The organism is Lunatimonas sp. (assembly GCF_020832325.1).
Classification (GTDB): domain Bacteria; phylum Bacteroidota; class Bacteroidia; order Cytophagales; family Cyclobacteriaceae; genus Lunatimonas.
In genome coordinates this window covers 225483-245393 of sequence record NZ_JAFIEU010000045.1, presented here as the reverse complement: position 1 = coordinate 245393, position 19911 = coordinate 225483, and the positions used below count along the sequence as shown (strand labels likewise).

Genomic DNA, 19911 nt, shown 5'->3' with positions numbered 1-19911 from the left:
AATCTGATGGGAAGAGGCAGCCAAAGCCGAAATTACCTTACTTTCTTAAAGGAACATCCACGCCTAAGTGGCAGGATTGCCAATGGTTTTAACCCCTACGAGCCAATTAGCCGGATGGGGGGGCTGTTGGAGTTGCGGCTACCGGAAATTTTGCAGGAGGTAGGCTTGGAGTTTTCCCAGGATTTGAAGGACTACTTACCGTTTTATCAAAATTCGTCGGGAAGGGTAACGAATGCAGTAAACAAAAACCTCCAAGCCTTGATCTGCCAAAGAATTAGAGATATCGGTATGGGCCATGAATTCGAATGGCTTGACGATTCTTCGGATTCCACCAAATACCTACAGTTGTTTTGGTATTGTTATGCACGTTCGGTGAATCCAACGGCTAATAATCTGAAAAGTTGGGCAAGTGTGAAAATTCTTGATGCGCTTTCGTGTTTTTTGGGCTATTTGGATTTTGAAGATTTTATTGCAGGAGAATATCCTCCTCTCACACCAGGCAAGCCAATCAATGTGGTGCTAAAGAAGTTTTTCCTGAGTGAGGAGTTTAAGTTTGTGGAAGACATTATTTTTGAGCTTTTGGCAGAAATGGCAGATCGTTTACCGGAGGAATTACAGCTTCTCACCTGTGACACCGATTTGAGAAGAGGCAGGAAAAGAGAAGGGGAGGAATTTCTGGAAAACCGGGGACTGGAACCGTTAGAGAGTGTACTGGTGATGGGTGAAATGGCCGGGACATCGCAGATTAGAATACAATGCCATGTTTTCAATGAAGTTTGGGCAAATCACAATGGGTCGTGGTCAGATTATTTTGACTACGATGCGCTTAAAGACCCGCATTCAACTGCGTACAAAAAGGTCAAACTATCCATCTATTGGTGTCTTTTCAATCGGTATTTTTTTTACCAAAACCATGAGTTGAGTTATCATTACCTGCATAAAGCGATGGATTTGGGGTTGGATATGCACGAAGTGCCATTTAGGGTGGGAGTGCTGAAGGATTTGATGGAAAAGCCCTTGGTTGCAAAATTGCATTATGTAAATCTACTCAAATTTCTCGGTGTGGAAGATGCTGCTAACCGGCATAAAGAGGTGTCAGAAAGCGGCAAGGGAGAGCCAGAAGCCATTGATACCGGCAGCGGATTCAAAATTGGTGATGATTACATAAAACTAGACGACATTAAGTTTTATTGCCCCCATTTTCATCCCGCTATGAAGACCATGTACTTTGAAATAGTTCGTATGAAACTGTTTTCAGAGCTAAAGCACAAGCTCGATTCTGCCACATTCCAGCGGGTGCTTGACAAGATAATTAAAAATACACGTGGAGAGTGGCTAAAAGAAGAGCATAGGGGGCTTTTCGGAGAGGCAAATTTTGAGATGGGAAAATGGAAATTTCAAAAAAGCGTGGCAGGGGAGTTCGTAAGTCCGGAGGAGATCGCAGACTATTTTGTCAAGGCTGTCACCTATTCCTCCCTTGGCGCGATCCATAAGGAGTGCATTCCCTTCCTGAAAAACTATGGTCGGTTTGAGGAGGTTCGTGCCCTTGTCCGTCAGGTGCATTCGCAACATCCAGCGATCATGTCATTGTATGGGCTTGATGGATAGAGCCGAAATCCAACTAGCCCGATCGACCTACTTGGCGTCCAAGGTAATCACCGATTTTTTTGTTCGATAAATAATAGATTCTTTGATATTGTTGGTTTTAGGAATTGAAGAAAGAAAGCAGAGTCGTAAGGTACCGTATCGAATTTGGAGGTTGTCAGCAGTTGTGGTTTTTGTAGTCGATAAACTGGCGGTGGCGATCCGACACTCGCAGTCAAAACCCAATCCATCTCTGTAGGCTTATGTCAGTCTTAATTTCTCAAAGCGTACACCCTTTCAATGTAACATAGCATATAGTTTTTCAATAACTCGCCACAGGGGTATTTGAGGTATGTTTCTTTCGGTTAATACCTAATCATCTTTTATGCATCTGCAGTAGAATTTTGATCCAGTAAGCCACCCTGAATTGGTTCGAATACCTACTAAATCAGCTACGCTTGTGCCACTTTGAAAAAATACAGCACTTGCGGTAGGCCTATTGCCAGTATGGGATTGAGGATCCATAGGTGTTGCGCTCCACAGTAATGTTGTATTTCCCATCCCTCCAAACATCCCATCAAAATAATAGCCGCCTGGAAGCAGGTTGAATCCATACTCGTTTGTTCCGTTTTGCGTTGAGTTGTTTCCCCAAAGAAATGTAGACCGAAGTGTTTTGCCTGCATTGCTCAATCCCCCTGCAAACGTGATCAATGTTAACCACTCCGTGTCGTTTGGCAGGTGCCAACCTGGTGGACAGGCGATCAATGCAGATTCCCAATCGTACATTCTTCCAAAATCTCTGCAATTGGTTGGATCATTTTCAAAGCAATCACTTTCCACTCCGAAATAATTGAGATTCCTACCAAGCCATGTTTGACTTCCAATTTCTAAAACGGGATAACGCCTATCGTCTCTAGGATCTATAAAAACCATTGAGGGTTCAACTTCAGCAAAAAACTCCAAAGGGCTTCCATGAACCTGCCCTCCCTCCTTATTTCTAACTTCGGCCACCAATCGGGCTACGCCGTCAAAATCTTCGGGAAAAGACCACGTTATCCGGGTCCGGCCCTCGCTGTCGGTCGTTGATGTACTTTCCGAGATGACTCCGTTTCCCTCTTCAACAATCCAATTCACCCGAAAACCGCTTCGGTTCCACCCGCCGAAGCTGGATCGCTCCAACATGAGCACGCCGGGGGTAATTGATTCCCCAGCTTTTCCTTCAAAGCGGAGAGTCGGGTCAAGGTGGTTTGCAGATATACAGGCACGGTACAAAGAGCCGAAGTAGATTTCGGACTCTACCGAAAATTCCAACTGATATCGTGGCATTAACGCGGATACAAATGGAGCTATTTGGGCAACATTATAGGCGACTGAACCCACCTTGAGAATCAGATTGGCAGTTTTCACCTGCTCTTTGGTCAAGGCAAGCAGGGCTTGGGACCAGCCAATGGCATTTAGGCATTCCTCCGAGGAAATCCCCTCCACAAGTAAATTACCAATAATGTCCGTCAAATTGGAGGAAATCCAGGTAATCGCTTCGTTCACGTCAGCTATTTGCCCAGAGAAGACTTGACTCACGAAGGGAGTTAGATCACCGTATAACTGCCCGAGTAGCGCCGATTTGCAATGGGAATTTATCGAAGAGAATACCTCTCCGGCCACCAAAATAACTAACTTCTCAATGGCCATTTGCAGGTTCTTGCTTATCGCTTCATCGCTTTCTTGCGTAAACCTGACAGCATAGCACCCATCCAATAGATTAAGCCCTGCGATCGGTTTGGTAGTAGGCGTAAAAAGGGTACCAATCATTCCTCTTGGCTGAAGCATGGCACTATGGGAAAGATCCCCGGAGGTAAACACTACTTCTACAAAGCTGTATTCGTTGTTTACCATCGTTCCCCCTTCTTCCGGATTTAGCCAGTCGGCATAGTCGATTCGTAGGTTAGCCGACTCTACCAGGAAGTCTGGGACTTCGAAGTAGTTTTCGAGCAAAAAGCGGTTCATCTCCAATAGGAGATCGGCAAAGGTGTCGCTCTCTTGGTATATCGGGGTTCTAGTACCCAACCTACCTCCGATAAACTGTTCAAAATCAGAAAATTCCGAGCTGACATAGAGGGCTTGGAGTGCTTCGTCCCGAATACTCTCTTCCAAGCCATTCACGGCCGGCACAGACCCCAACATAGCCATGGAAACATTCCGCGCATTTAGTTCTACCTCGCTGGAAAGACTGTCTTTTTTCACGAATGCCAATACGTCATTGGACCCCTGATCCAAAACGATCACAAAAGACGGGCGGTCCTTAGGGAAAAATACCCCTTCCTGGATACGGGACGATTCCAATGAATCGACGGAGGTATATACCAAGGTGTTGGTAAAACTGAGGTTGTTGGCTACACGAAGAGGCACTAGCACAGTTTGATCATTTGGAGGAACACGTACTGTCGGCATGGGAGTGACCTGTTGTTCATCTTCGAGTTGCTTGCATGACCAAAAGATCAGTATGTAGAGCAGGAGAAAAAGGAGTTTGCGCATAGTGGATCAAAAATGATTTGTTAAAGGATTGCCTTAGAATCCACTTCACGTCCTACAAAAAAGGCTTAATTTTACAATGTATGAAGTTGTAAATGGTTTTTATTGTAAAAAAGCGAAGCAGTGAAATAAAAGCGTATAAAATGTGGTCGAAAAGTATTTTTTGGATTGTAAATCACGGAAAAGGGGTGATATCTTTTTCCGAGGAACCCTGTTTTTGAGCTTTGTTGGGTCAGATTTTCTCGAAACACCATGACAAAGGATTGGTTATTCCATCCTCGTTTCACCTTTCAGTTCCCCTGCCACACCATCATTTTTCAAATAATCATAGGCTTTTTAAAGTGCTTCGCGTATTTTTCTATACTAAATGCACCAAATTAGCCTACACAAACCCAATTTTACCCGTATGTCTACCGATACGATTTATTTTCGCGGCCTTCACTGTTTCATTATATTAGGCGTGATGCTATTGGTTTCGCTTCCGGAGCTTTCTGCCCAGGGGGAACAGGCCTCACCGCTACAGGTAGGGTGGGCAAGCTCCGATATCACACCGGGGCGGCCGGTGTTGATCGTTGGTCAGTTCTACGCAAGGGTGTCCGAAGGCGTCATGGATCCGTTAACAGCAACAGCCCTCGCGCTGGAATCTTCCACGACGGGACAGACCACTCGGGTAATTTGGATAAGTTGCGATCTGATTGCCATTGGTGACGGCATGCGGGGGCAGGGCAGCCTTCGGGAGGCGGTGAGAAAACGTGTGGTACAACGATTGCCCGAGCTGGCACCCGAACAGATTATCCTAAACGGTACCCACACGCATGCGGCACCATTGGTTTCCACGGAAATGGACGTGGAGGAGCTCTATGGAGTAAGTCTCAATGCCATGGCCCCTGGAGTCGAGGCCATGCCGCCTGCAGCCTACCTGGACTTTGCAGCGGATCGGATCGCCGACGCGGCGGTGGCGGCCTGGCAGTCCCGACGCCCGGGTGGGATGAGCTTTGGCCTGTCCCATGCGGTGGTGGGGGTTAATCGACTTCAGGCACTCAAATCCGGTAGGTCGCAGATGTATGGGAACACGAATAGTCCCGACTTTTCGCATATAGAGGGTCACGAAGATCACAGCCTCAACCTGATGTTTTTCTGGGACGAAGACCGACAAGTAACCGGCATGATTGTCAACCTAGCCGTACCCTCCCAGGTAAGTGAACACTCGTATGAGCTTTCTGCGGATTTTTGGCACGAGACTAGAGCTGAATTGAGGGAGAGGTTTGGGTCTGATCTCTATGTGCTGCCGCAGGTAAGTGCCGCGGCAGACCAGTCCCCGCATATCATGATAGGGCAGCGGGCGGAATCCCGCATGCAGGAGCTGTTGGGCTTTGCTCCGGAACAGACCGGCAGGGGCAGTATGGGCCACCGCAGGCAGATAGCCCTGCGTATCGCAGACGGAGTAGCTGCTATCTTTCCCCTTATGCAGAATGTGATCTCTTGGAACCCCCGTCTGGGGCATTCCATGGAAGAATTGGCGCTTTCCCGGCGCTTGCTTTCGGAGGCAGATGTGGACGAAGCGTTGCGGGATGCAGAAATCTGGGGGCGGCGGTTTTTTCAAATGAAGGAGGATATAGCGCATGAGCCCGCGCGCATGCAGAATCCCCGCTGGTACAGGGAGATTACGGCCGCCCATACGCATTTGAAGCGAGGTAGGGCAGTGGTCGAACGGTTTGAACAGGAAAAGAAGGAACCCACCCTACCCATCGAGGTGCAGGTGCTTCGTATTGGTGACGCTGTTTTTGCCACCAATCCCTTCGAACTTTACCTCGACTATGGCATGCAGATGAAAGCGCGAAGTGCAGCCGTACAGACCTTTGTCGTTCAGCTCGCCGGATCCGGTACCTACCTGCCCACCCGCAGGTCTATCGCCGGTGGGGCCTATGGAGCCATCCCCGCTAGTACACTGATTGGGCCGGAGGGTGGAGACGAATTGGTAGCGGGTACCCTACGAATGATCGGTTCCCTCTTTTCCGAGCCATGAACGCAGAAAAGGTTTGTTGCTACAGTCCGTCTACAGGTTATCCTTTACCGTTTAGGTTATTTTCTTTTTAGATACCATCTGAAATTTGGTATCTTGTTGCTAATAACTTTAAATGACCCGCATGATGGAACCCATTGACCGAAGAAAATTTCTGAAAACCAACGCGCTGATCGGTGCAGGAGCGGTAGCAGGCCTTTCCTCCTTTGCGCCTTGGGCCCACAGCAGCAGCGATGTAACCAAGCCCGCGCTCCTTGGAGGCACCCCCATTCGCACCTCCCCTTGGCCCAAATGGCCGCAATGGGATAAAGACAAAGACGAGGAGTTGGTTCTTAAGGTGCTTCGGAGTGGGGTATGGTCGCGGGATAAGGTAGTGGCAGAATTTGAAGCCAAATGGGCCGAAACCCTGGGAGCAAAACGATGCCTCACCGTGGTTAATGGCACCAATGCGCTGATAGCTGCGCTCGTGCAGTCCAAAATTGGTGGGAGAGACGAAGTGATCGTGTCTTCCTATACCTTTATTGCCACCATCGTAGCCATCTTGCAGACCGGAGCGATGCCGGTTTTCGTGGATTCCGACCCGGAGACCTTTCAGCTGGATGCCTCCAAAATCGAAGAAAAAATAACCCCCCGCACACGGGCCATATTGCCGGTACACATCCTCGGATTGCCGGCAGACATGGGGAAAATTATGGATATAGCCCAGCGCCATGACTTGGTGGTGATTGAAGATGCCTGTCAGGCCTGGCTGGCGGAATGGAATCACCAAAAGGCCGGCACCATAGGCCATGCCGGATGCTTTAGTTTTCAGAATTCCAAAAACCTTCCCATGGGAGAGGGGGGAGCGATCGTAAGCGACGACGATGATTTTATGGACCGTTGTTTTTCCTATCATTCCTATGGATTTCCCTATGGAAATATTGGAGCAACCAATGTCAGTGCGGTCTTGGCGGGAACCAAACTACGCCTTTCCGAGTACCAGGCAGCCATCGGGCTTACCTTACTGCCCCGACTGGATGGGGAAACTCAGCTGCGAAGCCAAAATGCTGCATATTTGCGCAGCAAGATCGAGGGTGTCCCGGGAATCAGCCCCTATGTGCTGTACCCCGAGGTGACCAGGGCATCGTTCCATCTTTTTCCGTTCCGCTACCACCGGGAGGCATTTCATGGCATGTCCAGGGAAGTTTTCCTCAAGGCATTGCAGGCAGAGGGAATCCCCTGTTCCAGTGGCTACGTGCCGCTGAATGACAAGCTTTACCTAAAAGACGCCTTCGAATCCAAAAATTACCAAAAAATGTACGAGGCCAAGGAGCTGGACTTCGAGGCTTTTATAGCTAAGAACCAGTGTCCGGAAACGGACCTGCTATGTCAGGAAACCGGTGTATGGATTTTTCAGAGCCTTTTGCTGGGCACCAAGCAGGACATGGATGATATCGCCAACGCCATCCAAAAAATCCAGGCCAATTCGGAAGCACTTGCCAGACATCAGGCTTAATCCTCCTTTTTTATTACAGCATGTCACAAAAAAAATTGCGGGCGAACGCCTTTTATTCTGGATTTCCCTACGCGCACGACACCTACCTTGCATTAAGCAAGGCCAGTGACGGGAAATTATACTATATTCTATCTTCCGAGCGGTTGGATGTGGGCGGTCAGCTTTATTCCTTTGACCCCCAAACCGACGCCACCACTTTTTTGGCAGACTTGACCGAAATATGTGGGGAAAAGGGCCGCAGGGCCATCCCACAGGGAAAAAGCCACGTGGAGTTTTATGAGTCGGAGGGAAAGTTGTTTTTTGGCACTCATGTAGGCTTCTATGAGATGATCCAGGGAATGGAAAGATTGCCCCAAAATCCACCGGAAGGGTATGGATTGTATCCGGGAGGCCATTTCTTGTCCTACGACCTACATACTGGCGCCGTGGCACGTCTGGGGCTTATGCCCGATGGGGAGGGCATCCTCAGCATGGCGATGGACACCGATCGCCGTCAGATCTGCGCAATCTCCTGGCCCACAGGTATGTTTGTGCATTTGGATTTGACTACGGGAATCCTTCGGAAAATAGGCCCGGTATCGGAGCGAGGGGAAGCCGGTGAGGTAGGTAAGGATTACCGTGTGCTCTGCCGTTCTTTATTGGTAGATCCCGATACGGGAATTGTTTACCTGTCAAATGCGGAGGGTGATATTCTTTTTTATGATCCAAAAGTCGGCGGCCCACTTCAAGTGTTGGACGACGTGAATTTGAGGCTCGATTATTTTGGTAGGTATGACCCTACTCAGCCCGGAAGCATGGGGTATAATTGGAGAAAGGTACTGTGGAGTAAGCGGGAGGGGGTAGCCTATGGCATCCATGGCAACTCGGGTTACCTGTTTCGATTTGACCCAAAGCAACCCAAACTCGAGGTGATCGAGCGCCTTTGTTCCTTACCTTCGAAGCGTTCGGGTATGTTTGACCAGTTTTCCTACGGGTATTTGGGCCTGCAGTTTGGTCCGGACGGAGATACGCTGTATTACCTTACAGGTGGTCCCGTCATATGCGATGGCAAACGGCTAGAAGGTGAACGTCAAATTGCCAAAGGAGGAGCCAAGGGATTGGAGAATCTCCATTTGGTAACCTACCAGGTGTCTGAAAACCGCTACACAGACCATGGAGCCATCCATTATTCCGATGGCGCTATACCCACCTATGTCAATTCGATCGCCATAGACGATCTGGGAAGAGCCTATGCGCTCGCACGCATGCAAACTTCCGTGGGGGAAATCCAAGATCTGATCCGAATCGAACGGGAATCGGATGCAAACGGTTTATAATAAGAAATGAACTGTTTGTTTTTGAAAGGGTAAGGTTTATGCGTCCAATCGCTCTCCTATTGGTAGTCTGTGAGTTAGTCCAACTGAAAATAAAAAGTTAAAAGATAATTTGTTTTCGCTTGTTTAATTTTTGAAATTAATTGCGCAATTAGCAGAGAGGGCGTAGGATAAATTCTGCGCCTTTAACCCAAAATAACTATGAAGCCTACCGATACCCAGAATCCGGAGTATTACCACAAGGTCGTGGATTGCCAGTACGCCTGCCCTGCCCATACGCCGGTTCCCCATTACATTCGACTCATTGCGGCCGAGCGCTATACCGAAGCCTATATGGTCAATTGGGAGAGCAACGTTTTCCCCGGAATTTTAGGAAGAACCTGTGATCGTCCTTGCGAGCCCGCCTGCCGCCGAGTGCGCGTGGAGGAGGAGCCTGTGGCCATTTGCCGCCTCAAGCGGGTAGCCGCAGATAACAAGGGCGATGTGCGGCAACACATGCCCCAAGGGCCGTTTCCATCCAACGGGAAAAAGATTGCCCTGATAGGTGGAGGGCCTGCCTCCCTGACCGTAGCACGCGACCTCGCTCCCTTGGGCTATGAAATTCACCTTTTTGACGAGCAAATAGCCGGCGGCGGGATGATGCGCAGTCAGATTCCTGCTTTTCGGCTGCCAGAGGAGGTATTAAACGAAGAAGTAAACCACATTTTGGATATGGGTATCCATACCCAGTTTTTGACCTATGTAGACAGTCTCAAGGGGGTGTTGGAAAAGAAGTACGATGCCGTCTTTGTAGGGACGGGGGCACCGAGAGGAAAGGATCTCCCCAAGTTGCCGGGACGGCAAGAGGCCGATGCCTTTATTCATATCGGTATCGAATGGTTGGCTTCGGTGGCTTTTGAGCATACCCATAAAATCGGCAAAAAGGTAATCGTCTTGGGCGGAGGAAACACCGCCATGGACTGCTGCCGCACCTCGCGACGCTTGGGTGGAGAACAGGTGAAAGTGGTGGTCCGTAGCCCGTTCAGCACCATGAAGGCTTCCCCCTGGGAAAAGGAGGATGCCATGCATGAGGATGTAGAGATATACGACAACCACGTGCCGTTAAGCTTTGAGATGGCGGATGGAAAACTGGCAGGGATGATGTTCCAGAAAGTAAAGGCCGTCTACGATGAAAAGGGCAAACGGCAACTTTTGCCCACCGGCGAACAGGATGTGTTCATAGAAGCCGACGAAGTGCTGATTGCCATCGGACAGGAAAATAGCTTTCCTTGGATCGAACGGGATCTGGGTCTGGAATTTGACGACTGGGAAATGCCCATCGTGGATAAGGTGACCTTTCAATCCACCGTTCCGAAGGTGTTTTTTGGAGGAGATGCAGCCTTTGGGCCTGAAAATGTCATTACAGCCGTTGCGCACGGGCACCAGGCCGCGGTGTCCATGCACCTATTCTGCGAAGGAAAGGATGTGCGGCAGCGTCCGGCTCCCTACACCAACCTGATGAGTACCAAGATGGGTATCCACGAGTGGAGCTATGACAGTGAGGTGGCGAGAGATACCCGCTATGCAGTACCCCAAGCCGCCAAAGAGCTCACGCTGGTGGATCGGAAGAAGGAAGTAGAATTGGGTTTTGACCTGCCCACCGGATTCAAAGAGGCACAACGCTGCCTAAACTGTGACGTACAGACGGTCTTTAAAGAAGACCGTTGCATTGAATGCGATGCCTGTATGGATATCTGTCCTACCTCCTGTATCACGTTTACCACCAACGAAAATGAAATGGACCTCCGGCAAAAATTGCTTGTTCCGGCCGAAAACCTTACCCAGGATATTTTGGTGTCTGACACCTTAAAAACCGGAAGGGTCATGGTGAAGGACGAAGATGTATGCCTCCATTGTGGGCTTTGTGCCGAGCGATGCCCCACCTCTGCATGGGATATGCAAAAATTTTTCTACAGTGTTACCAAAGCCAGCAGTTTATGAGTAGTACAGTAACCGCCGTGATGACGAAGAAAAAGGTAAACGATTTTGTCATCCGTTTTGCCAATGTGAATGGAACAGGTTCGGCCAGTGCAAACTTCCTCTTTGCCAAGGCGATCTTTCGAATGGGTATACCCGTTACACCCAAAAACATCTTTCCATCCAATATACAAGGGCTTCCCACTTGGTATGAAGTGCGCGTCAGCGAAAAGGGCTACCTGGGCAGACGGGAGGGGGTAGATTTGATGGTGGCAGTGAACGCCCAAAGTTTACGACAGGATATAGCAAGCGTTAGGTCCGGTGGATACCTGATTTACGATAGCACCAAGAAAATGCACCAAGACTTTATCCGCCCCGACATCCATTACCTGGGCATACCCATGATGGAGATGTGCAATACGCATTTTTCCGATCCCCGTCAGCGGCAACTGTTCAAAAATATCATCTATGTCGGCGCCCTGTCGGTGTTGCTGAATATCGAATTTGAGGTGCTGGAGGGTTTGCTGGCCGAGCAGTTTGCTGGCAAAGAGAAGCTGATAGCGCCCAACGTAAAGGCGCTGAAATTAGGTGTCAACTACGTGATGGAGCAGTTTGTATACCCCTTGGATTTTCATCTGGAACGAAAGAATCTGGTTGGCTACCGTATCCTGGTAGATGGCAACACGGCTTGCGGACTGGGAGCAGTGTACGGGGGAGCCACGGTGGTTGCCTGGTATCCGATTACTCCTTCCACGTCAGTGGCTGAAGCCTTTGAGAAATTTGCATCCAAGCTAAGAATCGATAAGGAGACCGGAAAGAAGAAATATGCCATCGTACAGGCAGAAGACGAGCTTGCGGCGATTGGAATGGTGATAGGAGCCAATTGGAATGGAGCACGTTCTTTTACAGCAACCAGCGGCCCGGGTGTATCCCTGATGAACGAGTTTATTGGTCTATCCTATTTTGCCGAGATTCCGGCGGTGCTCATCGACGTGCAGCGTGCCGGGCCAAGTACCGGTATGCCCACTCGAACCCAACAGTCGGATGTGTTGCTGGCCGCCTTTGCTTCTCATGGTGACACGAAGCACGTTCTTCTTTTTCCCTCCACGCCCAAAGAGTGCTTCGACATGACGGCCGAAAGCTTTGAGTTGGCTGAATTCTTACAAACTTTGGTGGTCCTGATGACCGATTTGGACTTGGGCATGAATGACCATATGAGTGAACCGTTCTCCTGGGACGACACAAAAGCTTATGACAGGGGCAAAGTCCTTTCGGTAGATGAGCTGGAAAATATGGGACGGTATGGCCGATACCTCGATGTGGACGGTGATGGTGTTCCCTACAGGACTATTCCCGGTACCCACCCTACCAAGGGAGGGTTTACCACCCGGGGAACTTCTCGGGATGAATATGCGGTCTACACAGAGGACAACAAGGCCTATCAGCGTAACATGGAGCGTCTACTCCTGAAATGGGAGACGGCCAGAGACCTGGTGCCGGCACCTGAGCTGTATCAGGAGAGCCAAAGAAGCGAATACGGCATCTTGTTTTATGGTACCTCCACCTACTCTTCGGAAGAGGCCAGAGATTTATTGGCCGAAGTAGGTACTGACTTGGATGCCATTCGAATCAAAGCATTTCCCTTCAATGACACAGTGAAGGCTTTCATCTTGTCTCATAAGCAGGTGTTCGTGGTCGAGCAAAACCGAGACGCGCAACTGCGGTCTCTGTTGATGTTGGACCTAGGCGTTTCCCCCGAAAAGCTGATTCCTGTGCTGAACTTCGACGGTATGCCTATTACCGCCGACTTCATCGCAAAGACGATTACCTCCCACCTTAACCTAGCATAGCAAGAATATGACATTCGTTAAACCGATATTCAGGCATCCCAAACTGCCCAAAAACGATATAGGATACACCTTGAAGGAATACGAGGGTGCCATTTCCAACCTTTGCGCAGGTTGCGGTCACGACAGTATCAGTGCCGCCATCGTGCAGGCTTGTTTTGACCTTTCCATCGAGCCCCATAAGGTTGCCAAGATTTCCGGCATCGGGTGCTCTTCAAAGACACCTGCTTTCTTTTTGGGCAATTCCCACGGATTCAATTCCGTTCATGGCCGTATGCCTTCCGTTGCCACGGGGGCTAATCTGGCCAACAAGGACCTGGTCTATTTTGGGGTTTCCGGGGATGGCGATACCGCCTCCATCGGGATGGGACAATTTGTACATGCCATCCGCCGCAATTTAAATATGGTGTATTTGGTTATGAACAATGGCTGCTACGGCCTCACCAAAGGGCAGGACTCAGCAACGGCAGATTTGGGATCAAAAAACAAGTCCGGATCCATCAATCCGTTCCAGCCAGTAGACTTGGCCAGCCTTGCGGTTGAGCTAGGTGCTACCTTTGTGGCGCAAAGTTTCAGCGGCGATAAGGGACAATTGGTGCCCCTGATCAAGGCGGCTATCCACCACAAAGGATTTGCCTTTATCAACGTAATTTCACCCTGCGTTACGTTCAATAACAACGTGGGTTCCACCAAGTCATACGACTTCGTGCGCGATCACATCGAAGCTACCGGCAAATTGGATATTGTGCCGCGTCAATCGGAAATCAATGTGGACTATGCCGAGGGAACATCCACACAGGTTACCATGCACGACGGTTCCCTACTTCAGTTGGAAAAGGTGGCTACCGATTGGGATCCCCAGGACCGAGTTTCCGCCATGCAGGCGATTCAACGGGCGAGGATGCAAGAGCAGATCATTACCGGCCTATTGTATGTGCAGACGCGGTACGGAGATTTGCACGATATTTTGCATACCGTGGATAAGCCCTTGAATCAGTTGCAAACGGAAGAGCTGAATCCCGGAGCCGCTGCCCTTGAAAAGATCAACGCAAGTTTTTCTTGAGCTAACTACAAGACAGTTTCGTGAATCCTTGAGCCTAAACTATATGGGCTCAAGGATTTTTTGTTAGTCGTTCATGCTGATATTGATGAAACTGGCAATGCCAAACCGCATCCCTCCCCGTAGCGGGTTTCGGTTTTCAAATCCCACGCCGGTTTCCACCCGGAATATGCGAAACAGGTTATCCAGCGAATACCCCAATTCCCAGTAGTGAGGAGAGTTGGCAGTTTTCAAGTAATTAACAAACACGTTTTCCCGTAGGCCAGAATACCGCAACATGGGAAGCTGGGTGAAAAGGAACTTCCGGAATTGGTAGTGTACAATGCCGCCCACATAGTGGCTTTTTGTACTGTACAGGTAGTAATCCATAAACCGATAATGGGAGGTGACTCCCATGTTAGCAAAGAGTGTACGGTTGCCGCTAAAGTGCTTATAGTCCGCAAAAAACACATTTTCCTCCTGGATAAAAGTTCCCGCCGTCAAGTTGAAATGCAGCTTTCCACTTACTCCGAGATCGATACCGTGTTCGATATTGGCTTCTACCCAGTCAAAAGATGCAGTTGTAAGCCGATCCCCCCTTGGAAAAGCCTTGGTATAGGAAAGGTTGACGAGGGGAGCGGACCCGTATAGCGGATATTTGCGTCCATTTCGGATGCGGTATTTCAGTCCTGGTCGCCATTCTACGCTGTTTTGCCACAGCAGTGCCCGGTGTCTGTCAAAGGCCCCGGCTGTGGCTTCGATGTTTTCAGGTCTGTTGTCACTGAAGGTCCGTCGGGTATCGCTGTGCCAACTGTAGTTTGACTGGTTTTCCAGCGACCTACGCTCCGCATACGTGAACTTGGACCTGTACGTAATCCCATCGTGTAATCGGTGAAAAAAATACGCTTCGACAAAGTCCTGTGCGTAAAGTTTCATATAGTTCTGCCGTAAAAGCAAGGAATATGCCATATTCACGTGTTCGGAAATGGGGTTGTCCCTGTTGAATTGGAACACATAGGAACCACCCGTGATCCCAAATGTCATTCCCTTTCGTCCCTGTGTGATCGCCCTACGCACGTCTAACGTACCGTATAGCTGTTCGCTGCCAAACCCGTATCGGATTTCAGGGCGGAAATTCCAGGATTTTCGAAGTACCGTGGTGGAGTCAGCCATTTTTTCTGATTTTTCCATACGGTAAAAGCCAGCCAAGCCCACCTTAAATCCTTCTACGGTGTTGAAGGAAAACCGGGAGATATTGTTGTGAAATCCAGCGGAACGCCCATTGCCGAAATGGTATCGTCCACCGCTCAGGATGTCAAAGGGGGAAAATTTACGCTTGGCTTTGGCCGAAACCGAGTCTTCTTTGGCCAGCTTGGCGGCCTCGATCACTGCCAGGCTATCATCCCTCCGGTAACCCCTGATTTCGGCTTCAGTAAGTTTTACCGGGCGTATGCTGTCCCAGTAGGTCAGGCTTCGTTTGGAGGCAAGCGAGTCAATGGAGTAATGCCGTTCTGTAGTGACCTCGGGGTTTTCCTGCTCCTTTAAACTTTCCTTTTCGTAGGCGTTGACCAGTTTTCGGAATTCCTTTCTGGTCATCTTGTCCGCTTCGGCGAGTTGATCGATGGCAGACGCTTTCCGGTCCATTTTTTGGATGTCATCGGGGACCTGATCGATTTTTTCATCGATCAGGGTGGGTTCCGTCGCCAAATCCGGATTCAGTGTCACTTCGTAATCACTCGTCGAAGCCAGGTAGTGATACTCTCCGGCAAACCCGAAGAATTTACCGGAAAAGCGGTAGGTATGGGTAGCGGGCATCCACACCCCTTCGGCTACCGGTCTATAGAGCTGCTTCACGTCGATCTGGAATCCCAGCAGGGAGGTGCGGAGGTCTAGGCTATGAATGGACCATACGTCTTCGATAATGTGTATATATCCCTCAAAAACCCGCTCACCGCGGGATCTGGGAGTGACCCGGATGCGGTTGACAACCACGCCCTCTTCCAGATAAGATCCCTCGTACCGAAACCGGTAATAGGCAAAAGCCGCAGGAGCTAAAGGGGAAATGGCCTCGTTGATCTTAGGTTGGTAAAAGCTTGCCCCGATATAGGGTGCAGGAGAGGTTTGGTTGCTTTCTCCCTGAGATCGTATGCTGATTACCGTTTCCTCCACGTAATTTGGCTGGCGAAAGGTCAGCCGCGATACGGACTCACTGGTATAGGCTTCGTTTGCCTTGATACCGTCTTTTTCCATCTCTTTTTTCAGTAGGAACGGTATGTTGGTAAGTTGTCCAGTGCCTTTGATGTACGCAATGAATGTGTACTCTTGGACCTGCAAGCGGTGAAATTTTGCCTTGGCTATTGCCTTGCGCATGATAGTCAGTGCCGGATCTTCCTGTTTATTACTGACCACCACTTCTCGCAGCGCATAGGTTTGTTCCGCTAGAGAAAAATCGACAGTTGCCCAACCCGAAGGAGGGACTTCGACAGTTTTGACCTCTGTGGCATACCCAAGAAACTGCGCCACGATGTCGTAACGCCCCGGTGCGAGCCGGATTTCAAAGATGCCCAGTTCATTTGCGGGTGCCCCCTCCCCGGTATTACGAATCAGTAGCGAGGCAAAGGGGAGGGGCGACCCTTGCTCAGAAACTACGCTGCCCCGAACACCCTGCGCTTGCAGGTACTGGGTAGCGTTTGGCTCCATCCAAAAAATGATTAAAACGACGAAAAGACCTGTTCGCATGTAATCGTAGAAAACGTTATTCCCTAGTACGCATTTTGGAGTCAAAAGGATTTTTCCAAATTATGGAAAACGCACTGGAAAGGAGATTTTGTTGTTTAACTAACAAATAGAAATCTCTAAACAATTTATATTTTTTTTCGGTTAAAACATACATCAACAGGTCTATAAGCGGGTCTAATGTTTTAATTTTGTTAAACAAATAATTAATTGTGTTTTGGTATTTTTTTAAATCAAACAATTGAATATTACGGTTGTTTAAGGTATTGTAACTATCCAAAACCAATACCATGATAAAATTACTGAGTACATTCGTAGTGGCCTTGTTTACAAGTGTAACATTGATGGCCAATGACGGCATTGACAAGCCCGTCAAAGAAAAACCAGACATGGACATCGTTGACTTGGCAGCAAGTACCGATTTCCTGTCTACGCTAGTAGCTGCCGTCAAGGCAGGCGATTTGGTAGACGTACTGAAAGGCGACGGCCCATTTACCGTCTTTGCGCCAACCAACGAAGCATTTGCAAAACTGCCTGCCGGAACGGTGGAATCGCTGTTAAAGCCTGAAAACAAAGATAAGTTGATAGCCGTTCTGACGTACCATGTGGTGCCAGGGATTGTGAAGTCAACGGACCTGAAAGATGGACAAAAAGCCAAAACGGTGCAGGGTCAAGAAATTACGGTTTCTTTGAGTGGAGGAAAAGCTATGATCGATAACGCCACCGTGACAGCTGCCGATATAGAAGCTACCAATGGAATCGTCCATGTAATCGACTCGGTCATATTGCCGAAGTGATTAGTGATCTAATAAAGTGTCAAAAGCCCTCACCGTGTTTAATTAGCGGTGAGGGTTTTTTTTATACCTATTTCTTCACCAATCAGTTTGGCAACCAAGGGGTATTTGTTCAGGGTAAGGCAAAAGTCAATATCGGCCTCAATTTCGTAATTTTGGAGTCGTTTGGCGTGGGAGGCTTTTTTTAGGAATCCCGACAGGTCATCTTGCACATGTTGGTACAAAGCCTCCATCGCTAGGGTACCGTCACAATCGTACGGAAACCGAAGCAACGAGGCCAAGGCCCCTGCATAGAGTGAATCTTCCAAGTTAAACTTCCCCTTCCAGCCTGCACAAAGGATCAATACCGGCTTTTTTAGTTCGATTAGGTAGGAAGCAGTAGCTTGCAGGTTTAAGAAGGCGCCGATAAGGACCTCGTCGGCGTCGGTTTTGGATCGCTCGATGGCTACAGTGCCATTGGTCGTGGTCATAGCGACCCGTTGACCCTCAAATGCTCGGTTCAAGTAACTGAGAGGCGAATTGCCTAGGTGGAAGCCTTCCGTTTTTTGTCCGTTACGCTCCCCTGCTGTCAGGTATCCTGCATGCCCCAAGGCACGGCAGGTTTCCAAATCTTCTACCGGACGGATACTGCGCACCCCATTGGCCAAGGCGGTGACCATGGTGGAGGTTGCCCTGAAAATGTCAACGACGACCACGGCTTTTCCACGGAGGTCGTGCAGGTGTACCAGTTCGGGGCTGAAACAGATTTCCAATAAATTCATTTTTGCAGCAGAGGTGTTTAGTTTGATAATAGAGGCAGTTTTTGAACGGTGGCTCCGATGGTTTTATTCCGTATGCCAATGGCTACTTGGGTGCCCGGTTTGGCGTAGGCCGTTTCCACATACCCCAATCCAATGCCTATGCCCATGCTGGGGGATTGTGTTCCGGAAGTCACCTCTCCGATTACCTGCCCCTCGGTGTTCAGAATGGGGTAGTGGGAGCGGGGGATTCCTTTTTCGGTTAATTTGAATCCGACTAGTTTTCTGCCGACACCGGATTCCTTTTGCTTTTTGAGTTGATCGGCGTTGATAAAATCTTTGGTGAATTTGGTAATCCATCCCAAACCTGCCTCTATAGGGGATGTCTCGTCCGTAATATCGTTTCCGTAGAGGCAGTATCCCATTTCCAAGCGTAGGGTGTCCCTGGCTCCTAGTCCAATAGGTTTAATTCCTACCTGTTCTCCGGCTGCGAAGACGGCATTCCAGACATCCAACGCGTCCTGATTTTTCACATACAGCTCGAATCCACCCGCGCCAGTATAGCCCGTGGCGGAGATGATGACATCCGTTTTTCCAGCGAGGGTGCCTACAGCGAAATGGTAAAAGGGAATAGCGTTTAGATCCACATCCGTTAGTGGCTGCAGTACTTCCTTGGCCAGGGGCCCTTGCACGGCAAACAGGGAGATTTCGTCCGAGATATTCTCCAGTTGCGCACCCATGGTATTGTGCTTATTGATCCAATCCCAGTCCTTTTCAATGTTAGACGCGTTTACGACAAGCATATAGCTTTCTTCGGCCATTTTATAAACCAGCAAATCATCCACTATGCCGCCGGTTTCATTGGGAAAGCAGGAATATTGGGCTTGGCCGATACGAAGCGTAGAGGCATCATTGGAGGTTACCCGTTGGATGAGGGTCAGGGCTTGGGGACCTGTGACCAAAAACTCTCCCATGTGGGATACATCAAAGACACCTACCTTCTCCCTGACGGTCTTGTGTTCTTCTATGTCAGAGCTATAGCGTACAGGCATATCAAAGCCTGCAAAAGGAACCATTTTAGCTCCCAGTGAGCAATGGGTCTCGTGGAGTGTGATTTTTTTTATTTCTTCTGGCATGTGGATTGGGTGGTTTTTTAAAGTGTGGTAAATGGGAAACGGTGTTGGCATACAAGGAAAAAGGCCAGAATGCCGAAAAAATGGCAAACAGTCTGGCCTTTAACATATACATGCTTGAATATGGGATGGATGTCGCCACGAAATTAGGAAGCGTGGCACGCCGATGTGTCAAACGGAAAAACTCTCGCCACAGCCACAGGTTCGGCTGGCGTTGGGGTTTACGAATTGAAACCCTTTTCCGTTCAAGCCATCTGAAAATTCCAGGATAGTGCCTGCCAAATACAAAAGGCTTTTTCTGTCTACAATGATCTTAACGCCTTTGTCTTCAAATACCTGATCGGTGTCGGAAAGCTGACTGTCAAAACCCAAATCATACATCAGCCCGGAACAGCCACCGCCTTTCACAGACACTCGGATATTGTCTTGGTCGGCTCTATTCTCGATTTGTTTTAATTCCAAGATACGCTCTTTGGCTTTTTCTGAAACGGTAATCATAGATGAGTTGATTGGTTATGTAACACAAAGTTAACGGTTACGCTCCTTTTTAACCGAAATACCGGTTGAAAAATTCATTTCATCCAAGTGGAATCGGTTTTTTTTTCTGGATAGACCTCCCTGAGCGGTTTGGAATTCTCACCTTCTCTTGTAGCGTAATTGCAAAGTAGTAGATTTGTAAAAGGGATGAAGGAGTACGGGTGCGGAATACCTGAAAAGACTTTTCT

At 49.0% G+C, this 19911-nt stretch carries 13 protein-coding genes; 8 read left to right on the top strand and 5 right to left on the bottom strand.

Annotation, left to right across the window (positions count from 1 at the left end):
• Positions 1 to 6: 6 nt before the first annotated feature.
• Positions 7 to 1608 (top strand): hypothetical protein, encoded by a 1602-nt coding sequence (locus tag JJU34_RS17740; protein WP_228693748.1) that lies wholly within the window; start codon positions 7 to 9, stop codon positions 1606 to 1608.
• A 348-nt stretch (positions 1609 to 1956) separates the two neighbouring features.
• Here the strand turns inward: JJU34_RS17740 and JJU34_RS17735 are convergent, their stop codons facing one another.
• Positions 1957 to 4116 (bottom strand): FISUMP domain-containing protein, encoded by a 2160-nt coding sequence (locus JJU34_RS17735; RefSeq protein ID WP_228693747.1) that lies wholly within the window; start codon positions 4114 to 4116, stop codon positions 1957 to 1959.
• Between the two features lie 403 nt (positions 4117 to 4519).
• Here JJU34_RS17735 and JJU34_RS17730 point away from each other — a divergent pair, with 403 nt between their 5' ends.
• From JJU34_RS17730 to JJU34_RS17705, 6 genes are all read left to right on the top strand, one after another.
• The gene (locus JJU34_RS17730) at positions 4520 to 6139 is read left to right on the top strand and encodes a hypothetical protein (RefSeq protein ID WP_228693746.1); all 1620 of its coding nucleotides are present in this window, start codon (positions 4520 to 4522) and stop codon (positions 6137 to 6139) included.
• Between the two features lie 121 nt (positions 6140 to 6260).
• Positions 6261 to 7631, top strand: coding sequence for a DegT/DnrJ/EryC1/StrS family aminotransferase (locus JJU34_RS17725; protein WP_228693744.1), 1371 nt, complete (start codon positions 6261 to 6263; stop codon positions 7629 to 7631).
• A gap of 20 nt (positions 7632 to 7651) precedes the next feature.
• On the top strand, positions 7652 to 8947 hold the full coding sequence (locus JJU34_RS17720) for a hypothetical protein (RefSeq protein ID WP_228693743.1): 1296 nt from the start codon (positions 7652 to 7654) through the stop codon (positions 8945 to 8947).
• 198 nt (positions 8948 to 9145) lie between these two features.
• On the top strand, positions 9146 to 10924 hold the full coding sequence (locus JJU34_RS17715; RefSeq protein WP_228693742.1) for an FAD-dependent oxidoreductase: 1779 nt from the start codon (positions 9146 to 9148) through the stop codon (positions 10922 to 10924).
• Positions 10921 to 12750, top strand: coding sequence for a 2-oxoacid:acceptor oxidoreductase subunit alpha (locus JJU34_RS17710; RefSeq protein WP_228693741.1), 1830 nt, complete (start codon positions 10921 to 10923; stop codon positions 12748 to 12750). The genes JJU34_RS17715 and JJU34_RS17710 overlap by 4 nt, the downstream gene beginning before the upstream one ends.
• A gap of 7 nt (positions 12751 to 12757) precedes the next feature.
• On the top strand, positions 12758 to 13810 hold the full coding sequence (locus JJU34_RS17705; RefSeq protein ID WP_228693740.1) for a 2-oxoacid:ferredoxin oxidoreductase subunit beta: 1053 nt from the start codon (positions 12758 to 12760) through the stop codon (positions 13808 to 13810).
• A 63-nt stretch (positions 13811 to 13873) separates the two neighbouring features.
• Here JJU34_RS17705 and JJU34_RS17700 read toward each other — a convergent pair whose 3' ends face one another.
• The gene (locus JJU34_RS17700; RefSeq protein WP_228693739.1) at positions 13874 to 16486 is read right to left on the bottom strand and encodes a DUF5686 and carboxypeptidase regulatory-like domain-containing protein; all 2613 of its coding nucleotides are present in this window, start codon (positions 16484 to 16486) and stop codon (positions 13874 to 13876) included.
• 380 nt (positions 16487 to 16866) lie between these two features.
• Between JJU34_RS17700 and JJU34_RS17695 the strand changes: the two genes are divergently transcribed.
• Positions 16867 to 17319 carry a fasciclin domain-containing protein gene (locus JJU34_RS17695; protein ID WP_228693759.1) on the top strand — a complete coding sequence of 151 codons (453 nt, stop codon included), beginning with the start codon at positions 16867 to 16869 and terminating at the stop codon, positions 17317 to 17319.
• A gap of 38 nt (positions 17320 to 17357) precedes the next feature.
• Here the strand turns inward: JJU34_RS17695 and JJU34_RS17690 are convergent, their stop codons facing one another.
• The 3 genes from JJU34_RS17690 to JJU34_RS17680 all read right to left on the bottom strand — a co-directional run bounded on the left by JJU34_RS17690 (position 17358) and on the right by JJU34_RS17680 (position 19684).
• Positions 17358 to 18077, bottom strand: a complete 720-nt coding sequence (locus JJU34_RS17690; RefSeq protein ID WP_228693738.1) for a 2-phosphosulfolactate phosphatase — start codon at positions 18075 to 18077, stop codon at positions 17358 to 17360.
• 17 nt (positions 18078 to 18094) lie between these two features.
• Positions 18095 to 19189, bottom strand: coding sequence for a glycine cleavage system aminomethyltransferase GcvT (gcvT, locus tag JJU34_RS17685; RefSeq protein ID WP_228693737.1), 1095 nt, complete (start codon positions 19187 to 19189; stop codon positions 18095 to 18097).
• Between the two features lie 168 nt (positions 19190 to 19357).
• On the bottom strand, positions 19358 to 19684 hold the full coding sequence (locus JJU34_RS17680) for an iron-sulfur cluster assembly accessory protein (protein ID WP_228693736.1): 327 nt from the start codon (positions 19682 to 19684) through the stop codon (positions 19358 to 19360).
• Positions 19685 to 19911: the final 227 nt, after the last annotated feature.